Source organism: Rhizobium skierniewicense (assembly GCF_014196515.1).
Classification (GTDB): Bacteria; Pseudomonadota; Alphaproteobacteria; order Rhizobiales; family Rhizobiaceae; genus Agrobacterium; species Agrobacterium skierniewicense.
In genome coordinates this window covers 126,215-141,789 of the sequence record NZ_JACIDV010000009.1, presented here as the reverse complement: position 1 = coordinate 141,789, position 15,575 = coordinate 126,215, and the positions used below count along the sequence as shown (strand labels likewise).

Annotated in this window: 20 protein-coding genes; 17 read left to right on the top strand and 3 right to left on the bottom strand. The window is 57.5% G+C overall.

Going from position 1 to position 15,575, the window contains the following annotated elements; translation table 11 throughout:
• Positions 1-5: 5 nt before the first annotated feature.
• From GGQ73_RS15695 to GGQ73_RS15685, 3 genes are all read left to right on the top strand, one after another.
• Entirely contained in the window at positions 6-206 is a 201-nt protein-coding gene (locus GGQ73_RS15695) for a heavy-metal-associated domain-containing protein (protein WP_183897115.1), read from the top strand.
• 66 nt (positions 207-272) lie between these two features.
• Positions 273-542: a ribbon-helix-helix domain-containing protein gene (locus tag GGQ73_RS15690; RefSeq protein ID WP_174152436.1), complete on the top strand. Its 270-nt coding sequence runs from the start codon at positions 273-275 to the stop codon at positions 540-542.
• Positions 532-915, top strand: coding sequence for a type II toxin-antitoxin system RelE/ParE family toxin (locus GGQ73_RS15685; RefSeq protein ID WP_183897114.1), 384 nt, complete (start codon positions 532-534; stop codon positions 913-915). Before GGQ73_RS15690 ends, GGQ73_RS15685 begins: the two co-directional genes overlap by 11 nt.
• 3 nt (positions 916-918) lie before the next feature.
• On the opposite strand, the gene GGQ73_RS15680 is transcribed toward GGQ73_RS15685, so the two are convergent.
• Positions 919-1,167: a hypothetical protein gene (locus GGQ73_RS15680; protein ID WP_174152438.1), complete on the bottom strand. Its 249-nt coding sequence runs from the start codon at positions 1,165-1,167 to the stop codon at positions 919-921.
• 163 nt (positions 1,168-1,330) lie between these two features.
• Between GGQ73_RS15680 and GGQ73_RS15675 the strand changes: the two genes are divergently transcribed.
• Complete coding sequence (locus GGQ73_RS15675; protein WP_183897113.1) at positions 1,331-2,731, top strand: MFS transporter; 1,401 nt, start codon at positions 1,331-1,333, stop codon at positions 2,729-2,731.
• Positions 2,732-2,823: 92 nt separating this feature from the next.
• Here GGQ73_RS15675 and GGQ73_RS15670 read toward each other — a convergent pair whose 3' ends face one another.
• Positions 2,824-4,557: a GH32 C-terminal domain-containing protein gene (locus GGQ73_RS15670; RefSeq protein WP_183897112.1), complete on the bottom strand. Its 1,734-nt coding sequence runs from the start codon at positions 4,555-4,557 to the stop codon at positions 2,824-2,826.
• A 255-nt stretch (positions 4,558-4,812) separates the two neighbouring features.
• On the opposite strand from GGQ73_RS15670, the gene GGQ73_RS15665 reads away from it, so the two are divergent.
• From GGQ73_RS15665 to GGQ73_RS15655, 3 genes are all read left to right on the top strand, one after another.
• Positions 4,813-5,214: a glycosyltransferase family protein gene (locus tag GGQ73_RS15665; protein WP_183897111.1), complete on the top strand. Its 402-nt coding sequence runs from the start codon at positions 4,813-4,815 to the stop codon at positions 5,212-5,214.
• Positions 5,215-5,216: 2 nt separating this feature from the next.
• The gene (locus tag GGQ73_RS23260; RefSeq protein WP_174152442.1) at positions 5,217-5,819 is read left to right on the top strand and encodes a YcxB family protein; all 603 of its coding nucleotides are present in this window, start codon (positions 5,217-5,219) and stop codon (positions 5,817-5,819) included.
• A 75-nt stretch (positions 5,820-5,894) separates the two neighbouring features.
• Positions 5,895-7,355 (top strand): protein adenylyltransferase SelO, encoded by a 1,461-nt coding sequence (locus GGQ73_RS15655; RefSeq protein WP_183897176.1) that lies wholly within the window; start codon positions 5,895-5,897, stop codon positions 7,353-7,355.
• A 309-nt stretch (positions 7,356-7,664) separates the two neighbouring features.
• Here the strand turns inward: GGQ73_RS15655 and GGQ73_RS15650 are convergent, their stop codons facing one another.
• The gene (locus GGQ73_RS15650) at positions 7,665-8,381 is read right to left on the bottom strand and encodes a LexA family transcriptional regulator (protein ID WP_183897110.1); all 717 of its coding nucleotides are present in this window, start codon (positions 8,379-8,381) and stop codon (positions 7,665-7,667) included.
• 247 nt (positions 8,382-8,628) lie between these two features.
• Between GGQ73_RS15650 and GGQ73_RS15645 the strand changes: the two genes are divergently transcribed.
• The 10 genes from GGQ73_RS15645 to GGQ73_RS15600 all read left to right on the top strand — a co-directional run bounded on the left by GGQ73_RS15645 (position 8,629) and on the right by GGQ73_RS15600 (position 15,575).
• Positions 8,629-8,934 (top strand): helix-turn-helix domain-containing protein, encoded by a 306-nt coding sequence (locus tag GGQ73_RS15645; protein ID WP_183897109.1) that lies wholly within the window; start codon positions 8,629-8,631, stop codon positions 8,932-8,934.
• 47 nt (positions 8,935-8,981) lie between these two features.
• The gene (locus GGQ73_RS15640; RefSeq protein WP_183897108.1) at positions 8,982-9,851 is read left to right on the top strand and encodes a ParB N-terminal domain-containing protein; all 870 of its coding nucleotides are present in this window, start codon (positions 8,982-8,984) and stop codon (positions 9,849-9,851) included.
• Positions 9,851-10,315 (top strand): hypothetical protein, encoded by a 465-nt coding sequence (locus GGQ73_RS15635; protein WP_210290146.1) that lies wholly within the window; start codon positions 9,851-9,853, stop codon positions 10,313-10,315. Before GGQ73_RS15640 ends, GGQ73_RS15635 begins: the two co-directional genes overlap by 1 nt.
• Positions 10,316-10,320: 5 nt before the next feature.
• On the top strand, positions 10,321-10,488 hold the full coding sequence (locus tag GGQ73_RS15630; protein WP_183897107.1) for a hypothetical protein: 168 nt from the start codon (positions 10,321-10,323) through the stop codon (positions 10,486-10,488).
• Entirely contained in the window at positions 10,485-12,740 is a 2,256-nt protein-coding gene (locus tag GGQ73_RS15625; protein WP_183897106.1) for a DDE-type integrase/transposase/recombinase, read from the top strand. Before GGQ73_RS15630 ends, GGQ73_RS15625 begins: the two co-directional genes overlap by 4 nt.
• A 63-nt stretch (positions 12,741-12,803) precedes the next feature.
• A complete protein-coding gene (locus GGQ73_RS15620) occupies positions 12,804-13,550 on the top strand; it encodes an AAA family ATPase (protein ID WP_183897105.1) in 747 nt (248 codons plus the stop codon).
• A complete protein-coding gene (locus GGQ73_RS15615; protein WP_183897104.1) occupies positions 13,550-14,173 on the top strand; it encodes a hypothetical protein in 624 nt (207 codons plus the stop codon). Before GGQ73_RS15620 ends, GGQ73_RS15615 begins: the two co-directional genes overlap by 1 nt.
• A complete protein-coding gene (locus tag GGQ73_RS15610) occupies positions 14,173-14,571 on the top strand; it encodes a transcriptional regulator (RefSeq protein ID WP_183897103.1) in 399 nt (132 codons plus the stop codon). Before GGQ73_RS15615 ends, GGQ73_RS15610 begins: the two co-directional genes overlap by 1 nt.
• Entirely contained in the window at positions 14,568-14,861 is a 294-nt protein-coding gene (locus tag GGQ73_RS15605) for a hypothetical protein (RefSeq protein WP_183897102.1), read from the top strand. The genes GGQ73_RS15610 and GGQ73_RS15605 overlap by 4 nt, the downstream gene beginning before the upstream one ends.
• 60 nt (positions 14,862-14,921) lie before the next feature.
• Positions 14,922-15,575: a DUF3164 family protein gene (locus GGQ73_RS15600; RefSeq protein ID WP_183897101.1), complete on the top strand. Its 654-nt coding sequence runs from the start codon at positions 14,922-14,924 to the stop codon at positions 15,573-15,575.

Sequence of the window (15,575 nt, the reverse complement as noted above, 5' to 3'; positions counted from 1 at the left end):
TCACCATGGAAGCCACGATATTCACCGTACCCGACATGACTTGCGGCCACTGCGAGAAAACCATTCGCGGCGCGCTGGCAGAGGTTCTGCCGGGTGCGGCCGTCGCTATCGACCTATCCAGGAAAAGCGTAACGGTCGCGGGAGATGCCGCAGTGGCACAGGCTGCGATGCGCGAAGCTGGGTATAACCCTGAAAGAGCAGAGTGAAGGGTTGGAAAAGAATGTGCGAATATGCTACTGAGTAGTATTAGTCGATTCCGCTGGAGATGAGTCATGTCAGTCAAAGCATCGGTTTCTATTTCCGATCAACAGGACAGCTTTGCCCGAAAACTGGTCGAAGACGGACGGTTTTCGAGTCTGAGCGCTGTCGTCCAGCATGGGATCGAACTCCTGCGTCGGGAAACCGAGTTGCATGAAGCCAAAGTGGGGGCTCTCAAAATCTTGCTGGATGAGCGCAGCAACGGTGCGTTTGTCTCGAACGAGGAGGGAAAGAGGCGCACTGCGGCGATGATTGCAGCGAAAAAAAACGCTTATGGTCTATGAGATCCTTCGCTCGAAAGATGTCGAACGCGATCTGGAACTCATCTTCGATCATCTCGTGGAGTCCTATCTGGGCTTTCGGGAGGAATTCGTTGAGGCCTTCAAACGGGCCGATGCCAGACTGAAGTTGATCGAAAATGATATAGAGGCGCTGGGTCACACTCCCTATCAAGGCACCCTGATGCCGCATATTCTGCCTGCGCTGAGAAGTGTCACGAAACACCACGCCGTCTTTTATTTCAAAGTTTTTGAGGATGCCCGGCAGATCAGGCTCCTTGCCGTATTTTTTGGTGCTCAAGACCACCAAAGGCATATGTTAAGACGTCTCCTGGGACATGGGCAAAATGAAAAGGGTGATCCTAGGATCACCCTGTGACGGTCACACGTCGTCGAAAGCTCCACCCTCAAGCGATGGATTGCGGTCCAGAACCTTTTCCTCATCGTCGTCGGGCAATGCCTCGTCGCTCTCCTGATAGGGATCATCGTCGGTTTCCGCTTCTTCTTCGCGCAGTTCCTGTTCGATCTGCTGCGAGAGGTCGCCGCCCTCGGGGAGATCGTCTACCTCGAGATCCACAATGTCCTGATCGAGTGCGTCTTCGTTTTCCGTCAGTGGTGTTCGCGGGTCCACGAGGGCCTCCCTGGGTGCTTTGTTTGATGTGCAGGTAAACGGGCCGGCAAGCGCGGGGTTCCGGCCAACAACCAAAACAAAACCTCCTGCGGCCCTTGACCTCAACCTTGGTTGAGGTCGTATCTGTCGCGCCGACCCTCAAAACAGGATGGAGACGGTAGTGATGAATGGAGCGGAGAAAGGCAGCTGGGGAGAGCTGTTGCGCGGGAAAAACCTGGCGCTGCTGATGGCGATTTCCGCAGGCATAGGGCTGCATGCGTTCAACCAGTTCGCCATCGTCGCGGCCCTGCCGGTCGCAGTCGCGGATATCGGCGGTGCACTCATCTACAGCTGGGCCTACAGCATCTATTTCGTCGGTTCGGTGGCAGGTGGTGTGACAGCCATTCTTCTGCGTGAGCGGATGGGCGCACGGGCCGCGCTGGTGGTATCGGCGCTGTTTTTTTCGCTCGGCATGCTGATCTGCGCTGGTGCCGGAAGCTTCCCGGTGATGATTGTCGGACGCGGCTTGCAGGGTATCGCCGATGGCCTGATTGTTGCCGTGTGCTACAGCCTCATTCCGGCAGGGTTCCGCTCCGATCTGCTGCCCAAGGTTTTTGCGGTGGAAGCAGGCGTGTGGGCGGCGGCCTCTGTCGCAGGCCCGCTTCTGGGCGGATTTGCAACCGAGCACCTGTCATGGCGTATGACCTATCTGTTGCCGGTACCGTTGGTCCTGTTGCTGGTCATCTATACATGGATGTCCGTTTCGCCGGAAAAGCCCGGCCCATCGTCGCGTAGGGTCACATGGCCGCTGGTTCTGTGCCTGATGGGAGCGCTCGCCTTTTCCGCGCCTGCCGCCTTCGAGGGCTTGGGTATGCGCATGGCGAGCCTCTTGGTGGGGCTGGTGTTGCTGCTGATGTCGCTGAACATGGGCACACGAGCAGAAGCCGGATTGTTCCCCAAAGACGCATTTCGACCGGGCACGGTGGTGGGAAACGGTTTCTGGATGCTGTTCTTGATGTCCTATGCGCAGGCGCTGACCAGCGTCTATCTGGCGCTGGTGTCCGTCGAGCGGTGGGGATATGAGCCGACATTTGCAGGGTTTATCGTCGTCGCCATGCCCTTGTCGTGGAGCACGGTTGCGGTCATCGTCGGCAGTCTGCGGTCTGCGCGGCTGCGGGATGCGTGCATGCATTATGGGCCGTGGCTGATGGCGCCCGGATGCCTTCTGTTGGGTCATGGGCTTTTGATGGGACGCTGGCCGGAAATGCTGGCAGGCCAAGCGCTGATCGGCGCCACCTTCGGCATGTCATGGGCTGGGATCAACCAGAACGCCATGGAGGCGGCCCCCGAGCACGAACGGAAAATGACGGGCGCGTTGTTGCCGACAGTCGCCACTTTGGGCGCGGCGGCTGGCGCGGGGGCGAGCGGGACGATTGCCGCCGCCACCGCGCTGGTACCCGCTCTTGAGCGCGGCGACTTGCAGCCCTCGCTATCTGCGATCTATGGAATGGCGACCATCGTCTCCATCGCTGCCATATGGTTTGGACGCCGCGTGACCAGGCGCGCTGCACATTCGCCGTTATGACGGGGTTGACGCGATGATGTTGCCATCTCCGGCCGCTTTCTCGGTATTGTCCGAAAAGACGGCCGGGAAGCGACGCAAATGGTCCCAAGCTCCTACTGTTTAAGCATCCACGTCGTGGCGTGGGAGACCGCGCCACTGGTGCTTTTCAGCTGTGCGGAGCGCACCGGCTCGAAGCTGTCGATGCGTTTCGTGCCGACATAGCGGCCATGGTCGGCAAACACTTCGATGGAGCCGTAATCAATGAAGATGCGCAGGCGGAACGGGCGTGCGCCTTCCGAAATGTAGCGCGGGGACGGACCGTCCCGGCCGTCTTCATAGCGTATCCACAGGCCGGTTTCGTCGCAGACCACGCCCAGTTTCACGGTCGGGTGCGCGAGTTCAAGCTCGAAGGGCAGGCCGGGTTTTTCCAGCTCAAACAGGATTTCGACCGCACCGTTGGGAAACTCCACCGTTTCGCCTGTGGCAAGACGGGTCCGGTCCAAGATGCGGTGGCGCAGGCTCTCTGCGGCACCGATGGGTGGCGTGAGAAGAGCGCCGTTGGAAAAGATTATGCGGCGGGGCAGCGTCATCGCGGTGGGGAAATCGATTTCCGGCGTCGCATCCGCCCAGTTGGCAAGCCAGCCGATACCGACAATGGTATCGCCATCCAGAAACGCCTGGAAGGCATAGTTGTCCGTGCCGAAATCCAGCTCCTGTCCGAACTCCTTGACGAAGGTCTTGCCGTCAAACCAGCCGACATCGGCCATGGCAAGGTTCTTGCGCCCGGTTGCTGCATCTTCCGAATGCATGAGGCCGTAGACCAGCACCCAGCGGGTGGAGCGGGCATTGGCCGGTCCGTCCAGTGGCAGCAGGCAGGGGCATTCCACCGCCGTCGTCTTGTAGCGCGTTTCCACCCACAACTTGCCCACATAGGTCCAGCCGGATGCGGCTGTCGGGTCCTGTGTTTCATAGAGAAGGATCACACCGCCGCCATCGCTCTGGCTCCCCAGCAGCATTTTCCACAGACCATCCGGTCCTCGGAAAACGTAAGGGTCGCGAAAATCGGTCGTCAGTCCCTGACCGTCCGGGCGATGGCCGAGAATGACGTCCGCCTGACCGGCCATGATGAGATCCGACGAGGTGGCGGTGAGCTGGATCTGCTGTTCCGGCACGCGGTCCTGCACCTGCTCGGTGAAGAACACGCGGATGCCCGTGCCTTCCACCAGCGGAATGGTGGAGCCGGAATAGGCCCCGCCGCGCTTGTCGGGCCGTGTCGTCAGATCCTCGGATGGGAAGAGAAAGATCGGCAAGTGCCGCCAGCGCAGATAATCGGAGGACACCGCATGGCCCCAATGCATGGTGTTCCAGCGCAGTCCGTGGGAATAATGCTGATAAAACAGATGCGGACGGCCCTCGAAACGGCCAAAACCGTTGGGATCGTTCATCCAGCCAAAGGGCGGGCGAAAGTGGTAGCTATCCGGCAGATCGGGTGCGGCATTATCCGGCTTGGTGTGAACAACGGTGATACCGGTTTCCAGCACATCGGAGGCGATGAACCAGTAAATGACGGAGACCGCAGTGGTCACCGTATCGTAGCTCAGCTCGACCCGCCCGCCGCCGAACACCTGGTAGATGCGGAAATTATATTCATCGACATTGCCTGAGGAGACCTCGGCAAATTTGCCGTTGCTGTTGGAAAAGGAAAGCGCCCCGGGCTCTCCGGTTTTCTTGGCTTTCAGCCAGACGTGGAATGTGGCGTTGACCGGAAGATCTGTCTGAATGGTGCGAATGGTGCTTTCCATTTGCTCAGCGTTTGCGACTTCTGCGGGCACGGCTACCTCATTCATTCCACTGTCCTTTCACTTCTTGTCGCTCCACAGAATAGCAACGAAAGTGGCAGGTTAAAGTTCATCGCTGTCGATGACGCGATTTGGGTTTCGAGAGGCGCGGCGGAATCCCGCCCTTGCCAGTCAATGCCGCTTTTGGTGACAGCCGGTCTGTCGTGTTTCATCGTGATATTGACCTTTGGTTGTAATTATTGAACTTGTACCGTGTTTTCTCACCCTGATCTGCGCATGGGTTTTTGTTTAGAAGGGTAGCCAATGGCCGAGTTTGCTGACCGCATTACCCGCGTGGCAACTGTTTTCACCGCTTCTGATTTTGCGGTTACAACGTCATATCTGGAAGCCTACGGCATCGTCGTTGTAGCAGCGCCGGTTCACCTTATTAATAATTTCCCACACTATACGAGCGCCATTGGCGGCGCGGGTGTTTTTGTGCCTGAAAGACAAGCCCAGGCTGCGATCAATCTCCTGATCGAAGCGGATAGGGAGAAGACAGAAATTAAGGATGAAGAGCCTAAACTCATGACGCCAAAAACTTTTTTCGACAGGGTGATGGAGCTGTTTCTTTATGTCTACGTCAGCGGTGGAGAGGCCTCACCGCCCTATGCAAGCCGCATCGTTCACGGGCAATGGCAGGCTCTGGGTGAAGAGGGAATTTAGCAGTGGACCCCAAAGAGCGAGTTATCGAGATACGCTATACTTGTACGCGGTCTGACTTCATCGCGGTCACCCGAGCACTGATCCGCAGACCCTTTTGGCAGACGGCTTTGAAACTCGTCTTGTTTGTGATCGCCGCTGGAAATGTCGTCGCCATTACGTGGTTGTGGCCGGTCAAAGACGGTATGCCGACATGGTTTGCCGAAATATATTTCCGCTACTGGCCCTTCTGGTTTCTGCCGCTTTTGTTGACCGTCTTCAGCGGTCATCTCGCTGGTTTGATGGCAGCAACGGTTTTCAAAACAAGGGCGGCGGCCAATCAGGAAATCGTTGTGACGCTATCTAAGGATGGCGTGACGGCTCGTTCTGCGGATATTAACAGCGACATTTCCTGGGGTGGTATCGTCAAGGCGATCGAGACCAAAACGCATCTGTTTCTGGCCTTGTCTAAACGCGAGGCTTTAATCCTGCCGCGGCGGGGCTTCCCATCTGCTGGCGATTATGCCGAGGGATTACGCCGTATTGGCGCGAGCCTCAAACCGTCTGCCCCCTTTGTGAGACATAAAGGGCTGTGCATTATCGATCTGAAGAGTAGCGAAGCGAAATGATGGTATCGGGATTAGCGGCTGGAATATTAGGTTAAGCCCGCCCATATAAGCCCTGAAACAGGGAGAAAACCCGTGATCCATTTTGATAATTCCTATGCGCGGCTGCCGGAGCATTTTACGGCTGCGGCCTTGCCGACGCCGGTTGCCGCGCCGTTGTTGATCGCGTTCAACAGGCCATTGGCGCAAGAGCTTGGGCTTGAGCTCGACGGCGTTGATGACGCGCGGCTGGCGGCAGTGTTTTCCGGCAATGCCGTGCCGCAGGGAGCGGAGCCGCTGGCGATGGCCTATGCGGGGCATCAGTTCGGCAACTTCGTGCCGAAGCTGGGTGACGGGCGTGCCATTCTTCTTGGTGAAGTCATTGATATCAATGAAAAACGACGGGACATCCAGCTCAAGGGTGCCGGGCCGACGACGTTTTCACGCCGGGGTGACGGACGGGCGGCGCTGGGTCCGGTCCTGCGCGAATATATCATGTCCGAAGCCATGTTTGCGCTCGGCATTCCGGCCACGAGAGCGCTGGCGGCGGTCGCCACGGGCGAGCGGGTGCAGCGGGAAACCGGTTTGCCCGGCGGCGTGGTGACACGGGTTGCGGCAAGCCATATCAGGGTGGGTACATTTCAGTATTTCGCCGCACGCGAGGACAACGAGGCGATCAGGACACTCGCCGATTATGTGATCGAGCGGCATTATCCCGACGCAAGGCAAGCGGAGAAGCCGTATTTTGCCTTGCTGCAGGCGATTGCCGAGCGTCAGCGCGAGTTGGTGTGCCGTTGGCTGATGGTCGGTTTCATCCACGGTGTGATGAACACCGATAATGTTGCGATCTCTGGCGAAACGATCGATTTCGGGCCCTGCGCCTTTCTGGATGAATATAATCCTAACAAGGTCTTTTCCTCCATCGATGCGCAGGGGCGGTATGCCTATAACAGCCAACCCGGCATCGCCCAGTGGAACATTGCGCGGTTGGCGGAATGCCTGTTGCCGCTGCTGGACGAGGATGCCGGCAAGGCGGTGGAACTGGCCAATGGCGTGCTGGCGGAATTTGCTGCGGCATTCCCCAAGCGCTGGCTTTCCGGCATGCGCGAGAAGCTGGGCCTGAGCACGCAGGACGATGCGGACGAGCAACTGGTGCAGGATTTGCTGGCGCTGATGCAGCGTAATGAGGTCGATTTCACCTTGACGTTCCGCAGGCTTTGCGATGCTGCGGATGGCAGCGCGGAAGCGTTTCGTGGCATGTTCACCGATCTTGCAGGTGCCGACGAATGGCTGGCCCGCTGGCGCCAGCGGGCGTGGAGGGAAAGTGCGACGGAAAGTGGCCGCGCCAAGGCGATGCGGGCGGTGAACCCGGCGATCATTCCGCGCAACCACCGCATCGAAGAGGTGATTGCTGCTGCTGTCGAGGATGGCGATCTGGAGCCGTTTCACGCGATGGTTCAGGCGACGGCGCGGCCCTATGAGGAGGTGCCGGAGTTTGGCGTGTATATGCAGGCGCCGATGGGGCATGAACGGGTGTTCAGGACGTTTTGCGGGACGTGAGGGGTGGGGGCCTCTCTATCCCCCTGTGGGAGAGAAAGCGATTTCAACGTCTTAGCCACAGGCTAAGCGTTAGAAATCGTAAGTGAGGGGTTGTTTCTCGGCGCGAGCGGCAAATGTAACCCGCAATAACATATGGCAGTAGACGACTTAATCCGGGATTATCTGGGAAGAGCCGGGAATAAGTGAACAGAACCGTTATTCTGCGGGCTTTTACTATAGCCTTGAAGGCCGCTTTAATAGCCACCGTCAAAAACCGCTACGCAAGATCGAATGGCAGGACGAGTGGCTGAAACGGAAATCGCGAGACGATTAAAGATTTCTCCCAAACCACCGAACTCGGCCTGCAATCGACAGGCTTGCAACATCACCGGCGGAAACTTCCTCGGGTGGGTAAACATCATTGTCGCTGATCAGTTGAAGCGATCCATTCATTCTGGGATGAACCCGCTTCACGAGCAACATGTTGCCATAGACCACGCAGTAAATGCCGTTGTCCCTGACTTCTTCGACAGAGGTGTCAATCAATATCTGATCACCGTCTCGGATAGTCGGCTCCATACTATCGCCTCTAGCGGTGATGATCCGTGCGAAGTCGGGGCTGACACCGATCGAACGAAGCCACGCGGATTGAAATGCAATTAATTCAACGGCTTGTTCCTGATAAGCGATTTGCCCGCCGCCTGCAGAAGCGCTGATATCGAACCTTGGAACCAAGGTTAGCTCGGCTTTCTTGCCCGCCTCTCCGTTTTTCATCTCGTATAGAGTGGTTGTACCGTCGGCGTGATGTACAGCAATATCAGCGACGTGGGATTCTGGTGATAGCCGCATCGGGCCTCGATCGGCCGCCAACCAGTCGAGCGTGACGCCGGACGCCTCAGAGATAGCAATTAGTTTATCCAATCCTGGCATCGAACCTTTCAAATACTGCCGCAGCGTCGAATCACTGAGGTTTGCCTTTCGCGCAAAAGCGTGAACGTTCTCCCCAATCGCCAAATTCAGTCTTTCTGCGAATGTTGTTCCCGTCATTGCGTGAACTCTGACTGTGCGTCAGTCTCAGTATTAAGCGGTTTCTTGCCGATTTTACCCAACAAAATCATCATCCTAGGCGATAAATCGCGTAATAACGTGGATAACTTAAGTCTGACCGTAAGCATTTGCGTAATTACGTTGACTTTATCACGTTATTGAGCGAATATTAGTTGCAACAAAGTTTGAACACTGACCCTCATGCCAACCGACCTTTTGCAGAGGTCAAATTGAACAGGAAGCAATTATGACGACCACCAAAACGTGGACTCGTGCCGCCATCAAAGACGAACTGTTACGGCAGAATAAGACCCTGACCGGAATAGCCCGCGATGCTGGCCTATACGACAGCGCATGCCGCGCCGGGGTCATCGGTGCCAGCCGTCCAGGTGCCGAGGCGGTTGCCAAAGCGCTGGGCGTGCCTTTCCGCGAGATGTTCCCCGACATCTATACGCTCGGTCGTCACAACCGCCCTGACACTAGCAGCAACAAGAGTTGCAACACCAGTGCAAAAAAGTCGTCGAAGACTGACGGCACACAGAATGCTGCCTGACGATTTCGTCAGCCCGCAACCCTTCCCCTGACAAGCCAGAGTGCCACATGCAGATTGAATTTCTGTCCCCATTGTTGATCGACATTCCGTCAGATCATCGCAAAGTCCATCCCGACGCCGTCCAGGCGTTGGCGGAAAGCATTACCAAACTTGGCCAGCGCCAGCCTATTGAGGTCATCCAGATTGGTGAGCGATATCGTCTCGTCTTCGGTGCCACGCGCCTCGGTGCCGCAACCGCTCTAAAACGCGATGTATCTGCCATCGTTAAGCAGCCCGACGCTTTTCGCGATGAAGCCGATATTCGGCTGACGACCATCTCCGAGAATTTCTATCGCCGCGATCTGTCAGTGCTCGATCGAAGCATCGACATCGCCGACTGGTGCGCGATCCATCGTGCGGCTCAACCAGTTATGAAACCGGGACCGAAGCCGAGGAAATCCGCATCGGACGAATTGAGTATCAACTTGATACCGAATTCCGATGACGAGCAGATGGAGATGAGCAATCGCTTCGCCATGAGCTTTTCCGAGGCTGCGCAGCACTTCCTGAAAATCTCGCGGGTTGCCGTGTTCCGGGCGCTCAAGATTGCGAATATCGCAGCCGATCTGCGTGATCGCATCGCTGTACATGAGGCGCTCGCCGACAATCAGCAAGCGTTGCTCGACATCGCCGCGCAGCCCTACGAGCGCGCAGCGCGCATCATCGAGTTGCTGCTCTCTGGCGAGGCCGAGAGCTTTGCCCAGGCCGTCGAGATTATCGACCAATTGCCGCGCAGCAATCCACCTGCAGCATGGGAACGCGTCAACGACCGTTTCAGCCGCTTGAAGCCAACCGAACAGGATGCGTTCTTCAACATCAACGAGTCCGCTGTCATGCGCTGGGTTGCGGAACGCCGCGCAGCTAAGGCCGCTCGCTGATGACCAAGCGCCGCGACCCTCTCACGAAAGACCTTTTCGAGTGGACGCCGCCACAGGTGGCGATCCGCTACGAAGAAGGCGTGACAGGTCGCGGCCCGCTGGACAACCGCATTTCACGGCTCATCGCCCGCGCCCTTCGTGACGCCCGCGACGATGGCAAGAGCCGCGTGGAAATCGTCGAGGCCATGAGCCGTTATCTTGGCCGCTCGATCTCCGCTGGCATGCTCGACAAGTGGGCATCCGAAGCGAGCGGAGAACATCGCATTCCGCTCGATGCATTTATCGCACTGGTTTTTGCGACTGGCGCGAAAGAGCTGCTCGGCTTCGTGCCGGGTGAGTTCGGCCTGACCGTCATCGAGGAAGAATATGCCGAGATGGTCGAGGACCAACTCATCGACGATCACATCAAAGAAATGGAGGCGCTGAGAGCATCACGCGCCGCAAGGAAGAGAGCACGCCGGTGAATAAAATGATCAGCATCGCGCCATTGTTCAAGAAGTCCGTCACGCGCTTCATTCGAAGCCAGATCGTGCGCGACGTTTCGGCACTATGGGCAGTCTCCACCTTCATCCTCGGGATGATTTATTTCTCTCAAGTCGCGACCGCGCTTGTCCTGATGGTGAGGGAAATCCATTGAGCATAGTCGCTTTCCCTCAATCAAAAAGCAGCCTGAAAGAGTGGCTTACAGCGAGAGAGATCGCCGCTGAAGCACTGCCGGGCATGCCGACTTCCGAAAGCGCAGTCATTCGGTATGCGCGCCGGGAGAACTGGCAAAGCGTCCCATCAATGTGCCGGTCGCGGAATGGCGCTGGTGGCGGGCTTGAGTATAGCTATCGCCTTTTTCCGACGCTTGCGCAGGTCACGTATGTCCAACGCTATATGGTTGTAGGTGGCGAGGCTCCAGCGCTCGAACCGGCTCCGGCTTCTGCCCTTCCGTCATCCAATCTTACCGATCGCGCTCGTCAGGAGCGTGACGCTCGCCTTGCCGTCATCGCGGCATTTGAGACCTTTGCGAAAGGTCTGACCAACATGGCGATGCAGGCGCGGATGTTCATCTTCGTGGACCGTTGGAACATGAACATGATCCAGGCGGATGAATGGGTGAAAAAGCTTCTGCCGCAGATTTCACAGCGGTCCGTGTTCCGCTGGATTGCGGCCAAGAAGTCGGGCGCAAAAGATACGCTCGCAGTCGATCGTTCAGAGGCGCGCAAAGGTACAGGCCTGCTCGATACTGCCAATGGCGGCGAGGTCAAATCGTTCATCCTGGCTTGGATCGCCAGAAACCCGGCACTCTCTGCAGATATCATTCGCGGGTACTGCGAAGATATGTTCGGTTCTGAACTGGTTGACCGGAATGGCGTCCTCAAGGCACTCCCGCCGCCGCGTACGTTCCAGCATTTCATTGCCGCCTTGAAGGCGTCGGAAAAGGTCGTTCTCACCAAGATCACCAATCCCGACAGCTATCGCTCGACGATGAAGCTTTCCGGTACCGGCACCTATCGCCACATCGACGAACCTAACGCGCTCTGGATGATCGACGCCTCTCCGGTCGATGCGCTCTGCACTGATGGTCGCCATTCGCTCTATGCCTGCATCGACATTGCGACCCGTCGCTTGGTCATTACTCTGTCGAAAACACCACGGGCGTCCGCTGTTAGTTTGATGATGCGCAAAGCCATTCTGAAATGGGGTGCGGCCAAGGTCATCAAGACGGACAACGGTTCGGATTTCGTTGCCGTTTCAATCAAGCGCCTATTCGCCGATCTGAATGTCACACCGGATATTTCCGACGCTTATACGCCGGAGCAAAAGGGTCACGTCGAGCGCGTCATTAGAACATTCCAGCATGAAGTTTGCCCGCAGTTGCCCGGCTACATCGGTCATAACGTCGCCGATCGGAAAGCGATCGAGGGTCGCAAGAGCTTCTCGCAGCGCCTAGGTGCCGACGACAAGGAATTGTTTGAAGTCGAACTGACAGCCGAGCAGCTGCAGCGCCATATCGATGACTGGCTCGAATACCGTTATCACGAGCGCAATCATGGTGGCCTGAAGGATCGCACGCCTAACAGCGTAGCTGCAGCATCCACCGCCAAGATCACCCGTGTTGATGAGCGCGCCCTGGACGCGTTGTTGATGCCGGTCGCTGGCAAGAACGGCTACCGCAAGATGACCAAGCAGGGCATCAAGAACGGCCTGCATTACCTCTCCGGCTCCATCATGGTCGGCACCGAAGTGTTCTGCCGCCTCGACCCGCTCGACATGGGCCGCATGTACGTTTTCGACGCCAATGATGGTCGCTTCCTTGATGTGGCGATCTGCCCCGAATTGGCTGACGTAAACCCGCAGGCTTACGTGAAGGCCCAAAAGCAGATTGCGGCCGATCTGATCCGCGAAAAAGAACGCGAGATCAAGGCCGATATCCGCGAGCTCAAGAAAGGCCCATCCGGCATCGAGCGCACCATCCGTCTCGCCAAGAAGAAGGCCGCAGAGCGCGATGCCGCCAGCGCCAACGTCATCCAGTTGCCAAAGCGCGAAGAGCAGCTCGTCACGCCAGCCCTCACGGCTGCGCTCGACAGCATCACGCAACCGCGTGTGGCGCTGCCTAAGTCGCTGAACGAAGCCGCAGCACAGCTGCATGAGGCAATCGTTCGTGAGGCCGAGGCCAAGACGACAGCCAAGGTCATCCATCTCGATCCTGACGCCGGTCTTTCCGAGACGGCCCGACACTTCAAATGGGCGATGGCAATGGAGGAAGCGATTGCAGGCGGTGTTGAGCTGGATGACGCCACTGCTGGCCGTTTGGTGCGGTTCCAAGGGACCGCCGCATATCAGTCGATGAAAGACTGCCTGAAAGATTTCGGCATGGAAAACACGTTGCGCATGTTCTGAGCCGAGAAAAAAGGCCCGCGCCAACGGGCCTTCGCATGAAACCTAACGAGGACGAAAATGAATATGAAACCGAAAATTGTCAATACCAGCGGTGACACCGCCCCGATCAAGAACGTCGCGGCATGCCTTTCGCTCGTGCGCAGCCTGCAAAACCGGCACCCGCTACAGCCGAACCTCGGCGTGTTTGCAGGCTTCTCCGGCTACGGGAAATCGGTCGCCGCGCTCTATTCGCAGAACAAGACGGGAGCCGCGTATGTCGAGGTTTCCGACACGTGGACCCGCGCCAAGCTGCTGAAGGCCATCCTGCTGGAACTCGGCAACAACCAGCCCAAAGGCACGCTGTCCGACATGGAAGACGAGATCATTGGCACGCTTGCCCGCGATCCGAACCGGCCGCTCATCATCGACGAGTCCGACAAGCTGGTGGACAAACGCATGATCGAGCTTGTGCGCATGATTGCCAAGAAGAGCAACGCACCGGTGTTGCTGATCGGCGAGGAGCTATTTCCGAAGAAACTGGAAGGCGTCGATCGTTTCCGCGATCTGGTGTTGGTCATGGGATATGCGCAGCCTTGCGACCTCGACGATACACGCAAGCTCGCGCAAACCTTCTATCCGCACCTGATGATCGCTGACGATCTTCTAGACATGGCCCGCGATCGCGGTGATGGCCGCGTCCGCCGCATCGGCAACACCCTGCATTCGATTGCCGAGTTTTCAAATGTGCGTGGTCTTGAGACGGTCGCCCTGGCTGACTACGACGGACGTTTCTCGACAGGCAAGCTGCCGACACGGCGGGAGGCAGCATAATGTCGATGCTTCTCCTTCAGCTCACCATGAAAAAAGGCCAACGCCCTGTCCGTGGCGAAGATCACTACTGGTCCGTCATGCTGGAAAAGTCCCGCACCGGGACAGCGTTCACCGCTCGCGACATCTTCGAGCAGTCGAACGCCAACATGGACACCATCAGGGAGTTCATCAAGCGCCTCGTTAAAGCGGGTTTCCTTGCCAAAGCGGGGACTCTCCCGAACAAAGCCGAGACCTTCAGCGTCGCCAAAGTGCAGGCAGCAACGCCGCGTGTTCGCCGCGACGGTACCGTTATCGAGACGGTCACCGCGACACAGTGCATGTGGAACGCCATCCGCAACACATTTCGCACCGGCTTCACGGTTGCCGATCTGGTCCGGTGGGCATCGACTGATGACACGAGGATCACGACGCGGTTTGCTGCCGCCTACATCGATCACCTCAATAAGTCCGGTTATCTCATTCCTTTGATGACTGACGGAATGGCGGGCGGTGAAGCGATGTGGAAGCTTGACCCGTCCAAGAATACCGGCCCGCTGACGCCCATGATCCTGCGCGCCAAGATCGTATTCGATCAGAACCGCAATGAGGTTGTCGGCGGCGCTCCTGCAGAGGAGCTGCTGTAATGACCGCTTCCGTGAAAGCCGTAAAGCACGACAATGTGGACAAGGCCCGGACTGCCTGGGGCGAGTCCCTGCCGGATTGGGTCACCGTTCTGGCCGAGGCCTGCAATCAGCAGAGCCAGTCGGCGATTGCCCGCAAGATTGGCTACTCGGCCTCGGCCGTCAGCCAGGTGCTGTCTAACTCCTACCAGAACGGCGACATCGCCCGAGTGGAACTAGCCGTGCGCGGCGGGTTGTTGGCCGAGACGGTCCAATGCCCTGTCATGGGCGATCTGCCGCGCAACGAGTGCCTCGCATGGCAGCGCAAGCCCTTTGCAACAACCAACAGCCATCGCGTCCGCATGTATCAGGCATGCCGCCGCAATTGCCCCTTCAGCCTTATCGGAGGAAATGACCAATGAGCCGTATCGACCGCATCTTGTCTGAAAACCTGCGCAAAGAGCGCAACAAGTTTGCCGATTTCCGACACGGCGGGGTCTCCATGTCCAGCGAGGAAGTGGAAGATTTCGTGCAGCACCTTCATTGCTACATCGCGGCTGCAGAGGCCATGGAAACTGCGCTCGCATCGCTCTGCCCGGTCGACCCGAACGAGATCAGACAAATGGTGCAGCCGCACGGCGCGACCATTCTGCAGATGATGCGGCCCGGTACCACCAACGTCGTGCCGTTTCCCGGAAAACCACACGCTTAAAAGCCCATTGAAGGACGTTTCAGCGCCCTTCAACGACCGTTGAAAATTGAGGAAATCACTATGCAGTCAGTCATCCTGGAAGAAAACGCCGCACCCGGAATCACCATTCTGAATGGTCGCGAGTTCATGAACAACGCCAAAGGCGGTCTCGATCCGATCGGAAATGTGAAGGAACAGTACAAGCTAGAAGATCAGACGGTGCGCAAATGCATTGAGTTTGCAGAAAATCTGAATGCGCAGCTATCCCGCTTTCGCGGTCACACCGCAGCCGATCTCGGTTCGCTCGATGCAATTCTAGCTGAAAAGTACGGTGCGAAGATCGGTGGCAAGAAGGGCAACCGCACCTATCAGACCTATGATGGCCTGATGAAAATTCAGGTTCAGGTGTCCGATCAGATCACGTTCGGCCCGGAGCTTCAGATCGCGAAAACGCTTATCGACCAGTGCCTCATTGAATGGAGCGCCGATAGCCGCCCTGAAATCCAGTCCTTGGTCAGCAGCGCCTTTAATACTGACAAGGAAGGTCAGGTCAACCGCGCCGATATCTACATGCTGCTCAAGCTGGAAATTGCTGACGACCGTTGGAAGATGGCTATGGAGGCGATCCGCGATGCCATCCGCGTCACCGGCTCCAAGGAATATGTCCGCTTCTACAAGCGTGCGGACAAGGAAGCGGGATGGCAGGCCATCACCATCGATCTTGCGAAGGCGTGA